Genomic DNA, 14,075 nt, shown 5'->3' with positions numbered 1-14,075 from the left:
ACTATCCGTTTTTTGCAGCGACAGGATCGTTACCCCAAAGCTGGAAGGTTAAGTAGCTGCCCCAAGGTGATGCTTGTTTTGCAATGTCGGCAGCAATGCTTATGTAGGATTTAGGGTTTTCAATGGGGTTACCCGATTGCTCATGTAATGCATGAAGACGATTTTTGATGACTAAATCAGAACTAAAAAACACATCAGGATCACTCAAACCTCGCATATTTGCATAAGCAACAGTCCATGGGCCGATACCTTTTACAGACAACCAATCGTCAGGTGTTGAGTCAGCATTCTGATGCACAAATTGCCCCAAGGCATTTAATGCTAATTTTCGAGCGCCTGGCATTTTAAGTTCATCTAAGGAAGCGTTAGCAATAGCTTGTGCCGTAGGAAATAACCGCCAAGTATTACCATCGATGAACAGCGTTTCGCCATAGGATTCTACCAATAAATTTAATAGCTTAGTGGCTTGCACGACACTGACTTGTTGCCCTAATACGGCACGGCAAGCGGCTTCAAATACACTGCCAGCGGCAGGAATACGTAAACCATTATCAATTTGGGCACCTAATTTAATGATGGGAGATAATGCCTGCTGGATTATCTCCATGTCAGCATCTAAATCAAACATACGGCGTAATTGCAGAGTAATATAATGCAAGGATTTAATATCATTTGCATCAGCTAAGTAAATACTCACATCAAGTTGGGATTTATCGGCATTTGGTGAAATGTAAAAAACGCCTTCTACGCCATTAAACGAAAAGGTTCGGCCATAACGTCCCGAAATATCATCAATGACCTCCATATCATCAACTTGACGAAAGGCATAAAAAGCCAACATCTTCGCCCAATTAAAGGGGGGACGGTAAGATAATGCTAATGTTATTGGTTTAATGTTAGTGCTCACTTGATTATCTTTATAAGGATGAGTTACATCAGTTGAATGTCGGCTCTTTTGGCGTAATTCGCTAGGTGTTAACAATAGTTCTTGCTTAAAAATTTCATTAAACCGCCTGATACTATTAAAGCCAGCAGCCATGGCGACCTCTGTCATTGATAATTGTGTTTGGTGTAATAACTGCTTAGCAAACATCAACTGCTGATATAACGCAAAACGTTTAGGTGAAGCCCCCAAACCTTGGTTGAAGAGCTTATTTAAATACCGACTGCTAATACCTAATTTATCAGCCAACTTGACGACCGTTCCTGAATTCTCACCATTTAAAAAGCCTTGATCAATTAACGCGATGGCTCGCATTAATGTTGTTTGAGTGCCTAACCACGCAAATGAACTTGGTGCACTATCGGGCCGGCATCGCAGACAAGGCCTAAGCCCTGCATTAGCCGCTTTTATCGCAGAATCAAAGTAACGGACATTTTTTTCATAGGGTGCAGGGGCGGGACAAATCGATCGGCAGTAAATACCAGTAGTGAGCACACCAGTAAAAAATTGACCATCAAAACGAGTGTCACGACTAAGCCTTGCTTGCTGGCAGATCTGTGCTGCAATATAACAATCACTATTAATCTGGACCATTAGTCTATTTAGCCTTATATCACTCAATGGAAAACTGAACTATTTTCTGCTTATAGCGTATTTAAGAGATTACTTTACCGAAATACAACAACCACGACTAGCGGAAAACGGAACTCAATCGTTTCGTATATGGTAACAATTTAACCCATTACATTTGGCCTTTTTGCGTTATCCTAGTTAGCAGAATTTTCACCATTAAGTTAGAGCATTAGATGTTTAAATTTTTTGAATCATTGACCCAAGCTTTACCGCAAGAAGAACCGACTCAGCCACCCAATACTTTGTACGCATTTTGTCGTCATTATACCCGCGGGTTTGGTTTGCCTTTAATTATCATGTCAGTACTAACAGCCATAATGGCAATGTTGGAAGTGTCACTGTTTGGCTTTATGGGACAACTGGTAGATTGGTTAGTCACCAAAAATCCGCAAACATTATGGCAAGATGAAAGCACTACCTTGATTACCATGTCAGTGATTGTCTTAGTCGTCATACCGCTGGTTGTCTGGTTACATGCTTCTATCGTGCACCAAACGCTTTTGGGTAACTACCCCATGGCCATTCGTTGGCAAGCACATCGCTATTTACTCAAACAAAGTATTTCATTTTATCAAGATGACTTTGCAGGACGGATCGCCACAAAGGTAATGCAAACTTCGCTTGCTGTACGTGAAACGGTTATGAAATTACTGGATGTACTGATGTATATTTTAGTGTATTTCACCTCTATGTTGGTCATGATTGCCACTGCAGACTTACGTTTAATGTTACCCATGCTCGTTTGGTTAGCGGCTTATGTGTTGATTCAATGGAAACTCGTTCCAAAGCTGAAAGCAATATCGACAGAACAAGCCGATGCTCGCTCGACAATGACTGGCCGTATTGTCGACAGTTACACCAACATATCAACCGTAAAGCTGTTCTCGCATACGACACAAGAAGCTGACTATGCCCAAGATAGTATGACGCGTTTCTTAAAAACCGTTTATGGCCAAATGCGTCTGGTCACGATCATTAATGTTTTAGTGCAAATCATTAATTACTTATTAGCGTTCACCATTGCAGCTGTGTCTATTTGGTTATGGGCAGACAATGCGATTACTGTTGGTGCCATTGCGATTGCGGTGAGTTTAGCGTTACGTTTAAATGGCATGTCACAATGGATTATGTGGGAAATTAGTTCACTATTTGAAAATATTGGTACCGTTACCGATGGTATGAATACCTTATCAAAACCCATTGCTATCCAAGATAAAATCGATGCAAAAGACATTGTTGTTGACCACGGTAAAATCGATTTCAATCAGGTTTGCTTTCATTATGGTGAAAAAACAGGCGTCATTGAGCAACTAAACTTGAATATTAAAGCAGGTGAAAAAGTCGGCTTAGTGGGACGGTCTGGTGCAGGGAAATCGACCTTAGTAAACTTATTAATGCGTTTTCATGATGTTGAAAAAGGCCAAATACTGATTGATGATCAACCTATAACGGATATAACCCAAGACTCATTACGGGCAAATATTGGTATGGTGACTCAGGATACGTCGTTATTACATCGTTCTATCCGTGAAAACATTCTGTATGGTGATCCACATGCCAGTGATGAAAAATTAATGGCGGCGATAACTCAAGCACAAGCTGCAGAGTTTATTGACAATTTAACTGATCCCTTTGGCAACAAGGGACTCGATGCTCAAGTTGGTGAACGCGGCGTTAAGCTGTCTGGTGGCCAACGCCAACGGATTGCCATTGCAAGAGTATTACTTAAGAATGCGCCAATTCTATTGCTTGATGAAGCCACTTCAGCATTAGACTCTGAAGTCGAAGCCGCGATTCAAGAGTCTCTTTATGAATTGATGGAAGGTAAAACAGTAATAGCGATAGCGCATCGGCTCTCAACGATTGCAGCTATGGATAGACTCATTGTATTAGATAAAGGCTGTGTCGTTGAACAAGGTACTCATCAAGAGCTGATTAATGCCAAAGGGATATACGCACAACTGTGGGCCCATCAAACTGGCGGTTTTTTAGGATTAGATTAATCAAAACTTGAACCATTAACATTAGTTAGCCACTCAAATATGAGTGGCTTTTTTATGCACAGGAATAAAAAATAGGCAAAAAAGTGTAAGTAGAATATTAATTGCTTGGACTGCTTGGATTGCTTGGACTGCTTGGATTGCTTGGATTGCTTGGATTGCTTGGATTGCTTGGATTGCTTGGATTGCTTGGATTGCTTGGATTGCTTGGATTGCTTGGATTGCTTGGATTGCTTGGATTGCTTGGATTGCTTGGATTGCTTGGATTGCTTGGATTGCTTGGATTGCTTGGATTGCTTGGTAAAACTTTGAAGGATGTAAGAGGAATAATACAGAAATAAAATATGGTGGTCGCTACTGGGCTCGAACCAGTGACCCCCTCCTTGTAAGGGAGGTGCTCTCCCAGCTGAGCTAAGCGACCTGGGATAAAACGATAAATAAAGTACAAATTGATATGGTGGTCGCTACTGGGCTCGAACCAGTGACCCCCTCCTTGTAAGGGAGGTGCTCTCCCAGCTGAGCTAAGCGACCTGGGAATATCAATTCTTTTAACATAGTAAAATATGGTGGTCGCTACTGGGCTCGAACCAGTGACCCCCTCCTTGTAAGGGAGGTGCTCTCCCAGCTGAGCTAAGCGACCTGGGATATTTTACTTTCGAGTCACCACTCTATTTGAGAAATGGTGGTCGCTACTGGGCTCGAACCAGTGACCCCCTCCTTGTAAGGGAGGTGCTCTCCCAGCTGAGCTAAGCGACCTGGGACTCTACACAACAGTTTACATAAATTATATGGTGGTCGCTACTGGGCTCGAACCAGTGACCCCCTCCTTGTAAGGGAGGTGCTCTCCCAGCTGAGCTAAGCGACCTGGGATATAATTAACAGTAATAACTTCATAAATGAAATTATGGTGGTCGATACTGGGCTCGAACCAGTGACCCCCTCCTTGTAAGGGAGGTGCTCTCCCAGCTGAGCTAATCGACCTCGCTGTGTGGGGCCGTATTATAGGGGGCAAGCAAAACCTGTCAACGCTTTTTATTTAAAAAAACGTCAGTCGGACTAAATTTGTTCGCTTTGATGCATTGTTAAACAAAGATTTGACTCGATAAAAAAAGGAATATTCAAAAACTATCACAGGTTTAACGGTCCGCCATTTCCACTAACGAGTTTGGCTGTTAGAATGGCAACCACATTTTTGCTTGTCTTCTTTTTATAGACGTATTTATATAGGTTAGTGTCCGATTATGACAACTAAGACGCGTTTTGCCCCAAGTCCAACTGGCTTTTTACATGTAGGCGGTGCTCGTACTGCTTTATATTCATGGTTACATGCAAAAGCAAATAACGGTGAATTTGTACTTCGTATTGAAGACACCGATATTGAACGTTCAACTCAAGAAGCTTGTGATGCGATTCTTGATGGTATGAACTGGTTAGGTTTAACGTGGGATGAAGGTCCTTATTATCAGACTAAACGTTTTGATCGTTACAACGAAATTATTGAGCAGATGCTAGATAACGGCACGGCTTATAAATGTTATTGCTCACGTGAGCGTGTTGAAAAAATGCGTGAAGATCAGGCTGCACAAGGATTACAACAAAAATACGACGGTTGCTGTCGTGACCTTGCGCCTCGTGATACTAACGAGCCGTTTGTTGTGCGCTTTAAAAACCCAATCGAAGGCAGTGTGATCTTTGATGATCACGTTCGTGGTCGCATTGAAATTTCAAACGATATGCTTGATGATCTTATTATTAAGCGTACCGATGGCGTACCAACTTACAACTTCTGTGTTGTCGTTGATGACTGGGATATGGGTATTACGTGCGTTGTTCGTGGTGAAGACCATATCAACAATACCCCTCGCCAGATTAATATCCTTAAAGCATTAGGAGCTCCTATTCCTGAATATGCTCATGTTTCGATGATTTTGGGTGATGATGGTGCCAAATTATCTAAGCGTCATGGCGCTGTCGGTGTAATGCAGTATCGTGATGATGGTTATTTACCTGAAGCACTATTAAATTATCTTGTTCGTTTAGGCTGGTCTCATGGTGATCAAGAAGTATTTTCAATGGAAGAATTGAAAACACTATTTAAATTAGATGACATCAATAAAGCCGCTTCAGCTTTTAATACCGATAAACTTATTTGGTTAAATCAACATTATATCAAATCACTTGATCCTGTTTATGTTGCATCGCATTTACAGTGGCATATGGATGACCAAAAGATTGATACCAGTAATGGCCCTGCATTACCTGAAATTGTGACTGCATTATCTGAACGCGCTAAAACATTAAAAGAGTTAGCAGCTTCTAGTCGTTATTTCTATGAAGACTTTGATAACTTCGATGAAGCTCAGGCTAAAAAGCACCTACGTGGTGTGGCAATGGAGCCTTTAACCTTGTTCAATCAAAAGTTAGCAGCAATAACAGACTGGACAGTTGAAAATATTCATCAAGCAATTGAAGCTACAGCAGCAGATCTTGAGGTGGGTATGGGTAAAGTCGGAATGCCACTACGTGTTGCGGTAACGGGCGCTGGGCAGTCTCCTGCGTTAGACTTAACCTTATATTTAATTGGAAAAGATCGATCTGCACAAAGAATATCCAAAGCGATTGAATTTGTAGCAAATAGAATAAATTCCTAAAAAACGAGTTGACACTTTTGGGTATGCTGCATAGAATGCGCCTCGCAGTTGAGACATGACTTCAGATTTTTTTGTAGCATATCCAAAAGCAATTTGTAAGAGGGGCTATAGCTCAGCTGGGAGAGCGCTTCGCTGGCAGTGAAGAGGTCCACGGTTCGATCCCGTGTAGCTCCACCACTTACGAATATATCTTTAACTAGATAATAGCATTGATGTTTAGCCTACAGACATTGATGAGTATTCACTCAATACAGAGTATAACGTATCAAATGTGTCCCATTCGTCTAGAAATAGAGCTTAGGACATCGCTAACTTTGGTTTATAAAGAGTCGGCGGTAACAGGGGGTCGAATCCTTAGGGTTTTGATCTTCATTATAGGTAACTAGCACTGGTGTTTAGCCTACAGACACTAATGAGTATTCACTCGATGCAGAGTATAACGTATCAAATGTGTCCCATTCGTCTAGAAGTAGAGCTTAGGACATCGCCCACTTTGGTTTATAAAGAGTCGGCGGTAACAGGGGTTCGAATCCTTAGGGTTTTGAGCTTCATTATAGGTAACTAGCATTGGTGTTTAGCCTACAGACACCAATGAGTACTCACTCGATACAGAGTATAACGTATCAACTGTGTCCCATTCGTCTAGAGGCCTAGGACACCGCCCTTTCACGGCGGTAACAGGGGTTCGAATCCCCTATGGGATACCATATTTAAGATGGTTGAACATGATTCGAAACTATTGTTTTAGAAAATGTGTTTGATGATCTATATAACACTGGTGTTTAGCCTACAGACACCAATGAGTATTCACTCGATGCAGAGTATAACGTATCAACTGTGTCCCATTCGTCTAGAAATAGAGCTTAGGACATCGCCCACTTTGGTTTATAAAGAGTCGGCGTTAACAGGGGTTCGAATCCTTAGGGTTTTGATCTTTATTATAGGTAACTAGCACTGGTGTTTAGCCTACTGACACCAATGAGTATTCACTCGATGCAGAGTATAACGTATCAACTGTGTCCCATTCGTCTAGAGGCCTAGGACACCGCCCTTTCACGGCGGTAACAGGGGTTCGAATCCCCTATGGGATACCATATTTAAGATGGTTGAACATAATTCGAAACTATTGTTTTAGAAAAAGTGTTTGATGATCTATATATCACTGGTGTTTAGCCTACAGACACCAATGAGTATTCACTCGATGCAGAGTATAACGTATCAAATGTGTCCCATTCGTCTAGAAATAGAGCTTAGGACATCGCCCACTTTGGTTTATAAAGAGTCGGCGGTAACAGGGGTTCGAATTCTTAGGGTTTTGATCTTCATTATAGGTAACTAGCACTGGTGTTTAGCCTACAGACACTAATGAGTATTCACTCGATGCAGAGTATAACGTATCAACTGTGTCCCATTCGTCTAGAGGCCTAGGACACCGCCCTTTCACGGCGGTAACAGGGGTTCGAATCCCCTATGGGATACCATATTTAAGATGGTTGAACATGATTCGAAACTATTGTTTTAGAAAAAGTGTTTGATGATCTATATAGCACTGGTGTTTAGCCTACAGACACCAATGAGTATTCACTCGATGCAGAGTATAACGTATCAAATGTGTCCCATTCGTCTAGAAATAGAGCTTAGGACATCGCCCACTTTGGTTTATAAAGAGTCGGCGGTAACAGGGGTTCGAATTCTTAGGGTTTTGATCTTCATTATAGGTAACTAGCACTGGTGTTTAGCCTACAGACACTAATGAGTATTCACTCGATGCAGAGTATAACGTATCAACTGTGTCCCATTCGTCTAGAGGCCTAGGACACCGCCCTTTCACGGCGGTAACAGGGGTTCGAATCCCCTATGGGATACCATATTTAAGATGGTTGAACATGATTCGAAACTATTGTTTTAGAAAAAGTGTTTGATGATCTATATAGCACTGGTGTTTAGCCTACAGACACCAATGAGTATTCACTCGATGCAGAGTATAACGTATCAAATGTGTCCCATTCGTCTAGAGGCCTAGGACACCGCCCTTTCACGGCGGTAACAGGGGTTCGAATCCCCTATGGGATACCATATTTAAGATGGTTGAACATGATTCGAAACTATTGTTTTAGAAAAAGTGTTTGATGATCTATATAGCACTGGTGTTTAGCCTACAGACACCAATGAGTATTCACTCGATACAGAGTATAACATATCAAATGTGTCCCATTCGTCTAGAGGCCTAGGACACCGCCCTTTCACGGCGGTAACAGGGGTTCGAATCCCCTATGGGATACCATATTTCAAATTTTAGTCGTTATTTAGCTAAAGTTCGGGGCTATAGCTCAGCTGGGAGAGCGCTTCGCTGGCAGTGAAGAGGTCCACGGTTCGATCCCGTGTAGCTCCACCAATCATTTAATATTCGAATATGATTCTACATATTTGAGATAAAAAACCACCTCACGGTGGTTTTTTTGTTTGTGTCCTTTTACGCTGTTATCCAATGTATCCGCATAAACAGATAATCAAATTCATTCTCCCTAAATCAATAACTTCTAAGCAATTCTTTTTAATGAGATCTATATAGCATCACAACAAAATGTGTGACATTCCACCCAACCATACCCCCTCGGTGTGTGACTATCCGCACACTAAATCAGTATAACTATACACACATAAATTAAAGTTAATAAATATCATACGGTTACAAATGGTTAACATTCTGGCCTGATGCTTGCTAAGTTTTATCTATCCTCATAAAGCGTTTATGGCGTCCTTGTTCTGGAACAAGTCACCACCTTGAGGAAAATATAACACTAAAAAAAGGAAGTTAACTACCATGAAAAAATCGATAAATACTTTTATACGTCCACTAAAGTCAATGGCTAAACTAGCCGCTGTAGCTTCAATTCTGGCAGCGAGTTTTAATGTTTTTGCTGAGCCTGTAGAAATTAAGTTTTCTCATGTTGTTGCAGAGAACACGCCAAAAGGACAAATGGCACTTAAGTTTAAAGAATTAATAGAACAACGTTTACCTGGTGAATATGTTGTGAACGTATTTCCTAACTCACAGTTATTTGGGGATAACAACGAGCTAGCAGCATTGCTGTTAAACGATGTGCAGTTTGTAGCACCATCACTATCTAAGTTTGAGCGTTATACAAAAAAACTACAAATCTTTGATTTACCATTCTTATTTGAAGATATGGCGGCCGTTGATCGCTTCCAACAATCGGATGCGGGCCAAAAACTATTGAACTCAATGAACCGAAAAGGGGTTGTCGGCCTAGGTTACCTTCACAATGGTATGAAGCAATTTTCTGCCAATGACCCACTAGAATTACCTAAAGATGCTAAGGGTAAAAAGTTTCGTATTATGGCATCAGACGTGATTGCAGCTCAGTTTGATGCTGTTGGTGCTATTCCGGTTAAAAAGCCTTTCTCTGAAGTGTTCACCCTGTTACAAACACGCGCTATTGATGGTCAAGAAAATACTTGGTCAAATATCTATTCAAAGAAATTCTATGAGGTGCAAAGCTACATAACCGAAAGTAATCATGGTGTTTTAGATTACATGGTCGTGACCTCAAATACTTTCTGGAAAAGTCTACCCGCTGACAAACGCGCAATCTTTAAATCTTCACTTGAAGAGGCTATTGCACTTGGCAACAGCATTGCAGCAGAAAAAGGCAATAAAGATAAGCAAACTATTTTAGATTCAGGACGTTCTGAATTAGTGACATTAACGCCTGCGGATCGTCAACAATGGGTTAATTCAATGAAACCTGTTTGGGCTAAATTTGAAGATCAAATTGGTAAAGACATGATTAATGCAGCACAAGCTGCAAATACCAAATAGTCTCAATACTAAATGTGGTACTGAGTTGCTTATTGGATCAGTACCACCCTTTTTTTACTCAAGGAGTATGACCGTGATTTCAAGACTATTTGGTTATTTTGAAGAAGGGTTCCTTAATCTTTTGATTACACTCATGACATTGCTTGTTTTTGGCGAAGTCATTGCACGATTCTTTTTTAATACGGGTTTTTTATGGATCCAAGAACTTACCCTCACTCTATGTGGTTGGTTCGTACTTTTTGGTATGTCTTATGGTGTAAAAGTAGGGGCTCATATCGGTGTTGATGCCTTTGTTTCTAAATTGTCAGGCAAGCCTCAAAAAGCAGTCGCCATCTTTGCATGCTTATGCTGCTTGGTTTACTGCGGAATATTTTTAAAAGGATCGTGGGACTACCTCAGCCAAATGTATCAAATTGGCATCCCTATGGAAGATATTGATTTTCCGGCTTGGTTTATTCATCAACTTGACCCTGACTTTGCTTGGGAGACTTTACGTATTGATGTAGAAGACGGGGCAATACCTATCTGGTTATCTCAAAGTATTATAATAATCGGTTTCACTATGCTCACTTGGCGTTTTATTGAATTATTTATCGCTATCTTAAAGAACCAGGCTGTTGGCTTCCAATTGGCTGACGAAGCTAAAGACAGTATGCATTTAATCGATGAAGCTGCACTATCCGCATCACCTGAACAACAAAATGATAAGGATGCGAAATAATGACTATAGCCACACTATTTCTCGCTTTATTTATTTGCATGATGATTGGGATGCCTATTGCGATAGCCTTAGGTTTTTCAAGCATACTCACGATTTTGTTATTTTCAAATGATTCGCTCGCCTCAATTGTACTAAAACTGTATGGGTCAACCTCAGAGCATTACACCTTATTAGCCATCCCGTTCTTTATTTTATCATCAGCATTTTTGTCTACTGGTGGTGTAGCAAGGCGCATTATCGACTTTGCTATGGACAGTGTCGGTCATATACGTGGTGGTCTTGCCATGGCATCCGTTATGGCTTGTATGTTATTTGCAGCCGTATCGGGCTCATCTCCAGCCACTGTTGCTGCAATTGGTTCTATTGTCATTGTCGGCATGGTGCGCGCTGGTTATCCAGAAAAGTTTGCCGCTGGTGTGATTACCACATCAGGAACGTTAGGCATTTTAATCCCCCCTTCTATTGTTATGCTGGTTTATGCCGCAGCAACTGAAGTGTCAGCAGCAAGAATGTTTATGGCAGGCTTAATTCCAGGGTTAATGATGGGCTTTATTTTAATGTTGGCTATCTACATAGTTGCCCGTATAAAAAAGCTCCCTTCACGTCCTTTCCCAGGAATAAAAGCCCTAGGTTTATCAAGTGCCAAGGCTTTTGGCGGCTTAGCATTAATCTTTATTGTATTAGGTGCCATTTATGGTGGTGTCGCGAGTCCGACTGAAGCCGCTGCTGTAGCTTGTGTATATGCTTACTTTATTGCTGTATTTGGATATCGTGATATTGGGCCACTCAAAAATGTTGCTTGGCGTAATAAACAAGAATCTATAGCGGTCGCTTCATTACGAAACATTGCCTACATGCTACTTGCTGTTATCAAAACACCTATTGATAAAGAAATTCGTCATGTTGTACGAGATGGCGCTAAAGTCAGTATTATGTTGTTATTCATTATTGCCAATGCAATGTTATTCGCGCACGTTTTAACAACTGAACGTATCCCGCACATTATTGCAGAAGCAATTGTGAGTTTAGGCTTACCAGCATGGGGCTTTTTAATCATAGTTAACTTGTTATTATTAGCCGCCGGTAACTTTATGGAACCTTCAGCCATTTTGTTAATTATGGCCCCCATTCTGTTTCCTATAGCAACCCAACTTGGTATTGATCCTATCCACCTAGGGATCATTATGGTAGTAAACATGGAGATAGGCATGCTCACACCGCCCGTAGGACTCAATCTCTTTGTTACGGCTGGGATTACTGGTAAAAGTATGGGATGGGTCATTCAGTCCTGCCTGCCTTGGCTAGTACTGTTACTCGGTTTCTTAATGTTAATTACTTATATTCCACAAATTTCACTATTTCTACCGGAATACATCGACAAATTAAACGGTTACTAGTTTAATAATTAGCGTATTATAAACGAGCCTTAATTAAGGCTCGTTTTTTTATCTCATCACTAAGTCATAATAGCCACAGGGAATATGAATGCTTTCATTCTCTAGTATCAAAAAACGGAATTTCTTTATAGGCATGTTGCTTATTTTAGGCCTGTTATTCACTCTAAAAATTACATATTGGTATTTACTGGAACAAGGCACAGAGACAATTGCCGAACAGTCTGATAAACAAATCAATGAATTGGTGATTTTTATTGATAATGCACTTTCACATTACGAAAATATCCCAGCGGTACTGGCACAGAACCCCATTTTAGAACAGGGCTTACTCGATCAGCAAAACCCTCAAACGATTGAAAAACTCAATGCTTACCTATCTGAGTTGCAACAAGTTACCGAATCATCAGACATTTACCTTACAGATGCACTCGGTGTCGCTATTGCAGCCAGTAATTGGAATATACCAAACTCTTTTATCAATCATGACTATTCATTTAGGCCCTACTTTATTGATGCTATCTCTGGCAAATCAGGACAGTATTACGCGGTCGGTACGTCATCAAATAAACGTGGCTTTTATTTTGCAAATCCGGTTTATCATAAGGGTGTGGTATTAGGGGTTATCGTCGTAAAAGTCGATATTAGTTTAATTGAGCAGCAAAGTAGTGGAATTGCAATTGCCAGCCAATATGAATTTATGATCAGTGATCCTGATAATATCGTATTTCTTTCGAGTGTAAATAGTTGGCGATTTAACTCATTAACACCGCTAACTCAAGCCAAACGTTTTGCGTTAAATGCTTCCAAACGGTATGCCAACAGACCTATTGGAGAGCTCAGTTTGAGCCCTAGTTTTATCGTCAGTGATGCAGATACATCTCCGGTATATAAAATATCATCATTAGACGGGAACGCTAAATACCTCGAACGGCATCAACTAATGCCAAATGCAAATTGGAACGTTCACATTCTCGCGCCAATGAAGCCTTTATATGAATCGTTACCACCGGTCATGCTATTGGCCACTACCCTGTATTTATTATTGGCATTATTTATACTGTACAGTATAGAGCGTCGTAAAAATTTGCGTAGAATGCGTCAAGAACAAAATCAACTAGAACAACGCGTAAAAGATCGTACGTTAGCATTAGAACAAGCCAACACGCAGCTTAAAGATACCCAAGATGAACTAATCCAAGCAGCAAAGCTTACTGTGATTGGCGGTCTTTCTGCCAGCATTAACCATGAACTTAATCAACCTTTGGCTGCATTAAGAAGTTACGCCCAAAATACTCAAACGTTTATAGATCGTAATATGATTGATGATGCGGGAAGTAATATCAAAATAATGATAGAACTAACTGACAGACTTGCTGATATTATTGGTCAATTTAAGAGTTTTACCCGCAAATCCCAAGGTAAAGATAGCGCCATTGAAGTTAACCAATCCATTGAGCAAGCACTCACTATCGTTCAGCCCGAAATGGACAAACAGAGTGTTAGGTTGTCATTAACGTTATTAGATGGAAAATGCCAAATATGGGGCGACAGTGTCAGGCTACAGCAAGTATTAGTTAACTTAATAAGTAATGCCATTGTTGCAATGCAGCAATCCATTGAACGACTGTTGCGAATTGAAGTCTATTGCGACAGTAAAGTGAATATTAATATTCAAGACAATGGTCCAGGCGTAAGAGAAAGCCAAATGAGTAAAATATTTGAGCCCTACTACACCACCAGTGAACGCCAAGGATTAGGGCTAGGATTATCTATATCGCAGCGAATAATCGAATCAATGCAAGGCTCTATCACTGTCGAGAATGCACAACAAGGTGGCGCCATTTTTCATATTATTTTGCCGCTTTATTTACGTGAGGAAGTGTAAA

Annotated in this window: 8 protein-coding genes and 14 tRNA genes; 15 read left to right on the top strand and 7 right to left on the bottom strand. The window is 40.7% G+C overall.

Features of this window, described 5'->3' with window-relative positions:
• Position 1: 1 nt before the first annotated feature.
• Positions 2–1,537: an AlkA N-terminal domain-containing protein gene (locus ABIS04_RS05955; protein WP_350432889.1), complete on the bottom strand. Its 1,536-nt coding sequence runs from the start codon at positions 1,535–1,537 to the stop codon at positions 2–4.
• Between the two features lie 212 nt (positions 1,538–1,749).
• Between ABIS04_RS05955 and ABIS04_RS05950 the strand changes: the two genes are divergently transcribed.
• Positions 1,750–3,579: an ABC transporter ATP-binding protein gene (locus tag ABIS04_RS05950; protein ID WP_350432888.1), complete on the top strand. Its 1,830-nt coding sequence runs from the start codon at positions 1,750–1,752 to the stop codon at positions 3,577–3,579.
• Between the two features lie 43 nt (positions 3,580–3,622).
• Positions 3,623–3,880 (top strand): hypothetical protein, encoded by a 258-nt coding sequence (locus ABIS04_RS05945; RefSeq protein ID WP_350432887.1) that lies wholly within the window; start codon positions 3,623–3,625, stop codon positions 3,878–3,880.
• A gap of 41 nt (positions 3,881–3,921) precedes the next feature.
• Here ABIS04_RS05945 and ABIS04_RS05940 read toward each other — a convergent pair.
• The 6 genes from ABIS04_RS05940 to ABIS04_RS05915 all read right to left on the bottom strand — a co-directional run bounded on the left by ABIS04_RS05940 (position 3,922) and on the right by ABIS04_RS05915 (position 4,557).
• Positions 3,922–3,997: transfer RNA gene (locus ABIS04_RS05940), tRNA-Val, on the bottom strand.
• Positions 3,998–4,031: 34 nt separating this feature from the next.
• Positions 4,032–4,107, bottom strand: a tRNA-Val gene (locus tag ABIS04_RS05935).
• A gap of 33 nt (positions 4,108–4,140) precedes the next feature.
• Positions 4,141–4,216, bottom strand: a tRNA-Val gene (locus ABIS04_RS05930).
• A 40-nt stretch (positions 4,217–4,256) separates the two neighbouring features.
• Positions 4,257–4,332: transfer RNA gene (locus tag ABIS04_RS05925), tRNA-Val, on the bottom strand.
• Between the two features lie 33 nt (positions 4,333–4,365).
• Positions 4,366–4,441, bottom strand: a tRNA-Val gene (locus ABIS04_RS05920).
• A 40-nt stretch (positions 4,442–4,481) separates the two neighbouring features.
• Positions 4,482–4,557 (bottom strand) — tRNA-Val (locus ABIS04_RS05915).
• Positions 4,558–4,817: 260 nt separating this feature from the next.
• Between ABIS04_RS05915 and gltX the strand changes: the two genes are divergently transcribed.
• The 13 genes from gltX to ABIS04_RS05850 all read left to right on the top strand — a co-directional run bounded on the left by gltX (position 4,818) and on the right by ABIS04_RS05850 (position 14,074).
• Complete coding sequence (gltX, locus tag ABIS04_RS05910; protein WP_350432886.1) at positions 4,818–6,227, top strand: glutamate--tRNA ligase; 1,410 nt, start codon at positions 4,818–4,820, stop codon at positions 6,225–6,227.
• 101 nt (positions 6,228–6,328) lie between these two features.
• Positions 6,329–6,404 (top strand) — tRNA-Ala (locus tag ABIS04_RS05905).
• 454 nt (positions 6,405–6,858) lie between these two features.
• A tRNA-Glu gene (locus ABIS04_RS05900) sits at positions 6,859–6,934 on the top strand.
• Between the two features lie 311 nt (positions 6,935–7,245).
• A tRNA-Glu gene (locus ABIS04_RS05895) sits at positions 7,246–7,321 on the top strand.
• A 311-nt stretch (positions 7,322–7,632) separates the two neighbouring features.
• Positions 7,633–7,708 (top strand) — tRNA-Glu (locus tag ABIS04_RS05890).
• Between the two features lie 311 nt (positions 7,709–8,019).
• Positions 8,020–8,095 (top strand) — tRNA-Glu (locus ABIS04_RS05885).
• 132 nt (positions 8,096–8,227) lie between these two features.
• A tRNA-Glu gene (locus tag ABIS04_RS05880) sits at positions 8,228–8,303 on the top strand.
• Positions 8,304–8,435: 132 nt separating this feature from the next.
• Positions 8,436–8,511 (top strand) — tRNA-Glu (locus tag ABIS04_RS05875).
• A gap of 35 nt (positions 8,512–8,546) precedes the next feature.
• Positions 8,547–8,622: transfer RNA gene (locus ABIS04_RS05870), tRNA-Ala, on the top strand.
• 429 nt (positions 8,623–9,051) lie between these two features.
• Positions 9,052–10,071 (top strand): TRAP transporter substrate-binding protein, encoded by a 1,020-nt coding sequence (locus ABIS04_RS05865; RefSeq protein ID WP_350432885.1) that lies wholly within the window; start codon positions 9,052–9,054, stop codon positions 10,069–10,071.
• Positions 10,072–10,138: 67 nt separating this feature from the next.
• The gene (locus tag ABIS04_RS05860; RefSeq protein WP_137221828.1) at positions 10,139–10,792 is read left to right on the top strand and encodes a TRAP transporter small permease; all 654 of its coding nucleotides are present in this window, start codon (positions 10,139–10,141) and stop codon (positions 10,790–10,792) included.
• Positions 10,792–12,189 carry a TRAP transporter large permease subunit gene (locus tag ABIS04_RS05855; RefSeq protein WP_350432884.1) on the top strand — a complete coding sequence of 466 codons (1,398 nt, stop codon included), beginning with the start codon at positions 10,792–10,794 and terminating at the stop codon, positions 12,187–12,189. The genes ABIS04_RS05860 and ABIS04_RS05855 overlap by 1 nt, the downstream gene beginning before the upstream one ends.
• 88 nt (positions 12,190–12,277) lie before the next feature.
• Complete coding sequence (locus ABIS04_RS05850; RefSeq protein WP_350432883.1) at positions 12,278–14,074, top strand: ATP-binding protein; 1,797 nt, start codon at positions 12,278–12,280, stop codon at positions 14,072–14,074.
• Position 14,075: the final 1 nt, after the last annotated feature.

It is taken from the genome of Shewanella sp. H8, from assembly GCF_040285065.1.
Classification (GTDB): Bacteria; Pseudomonadota; Gammaproteobacteria; order Enterobacterales; family Shewanellaceae; genus Shewanella; species Shewanella polaris.
The sequence above is the reverse complement of the archived record's forward strand: the minus strand, read 5'-3'. Positions and strand labels throughout refer to the sequence as shown.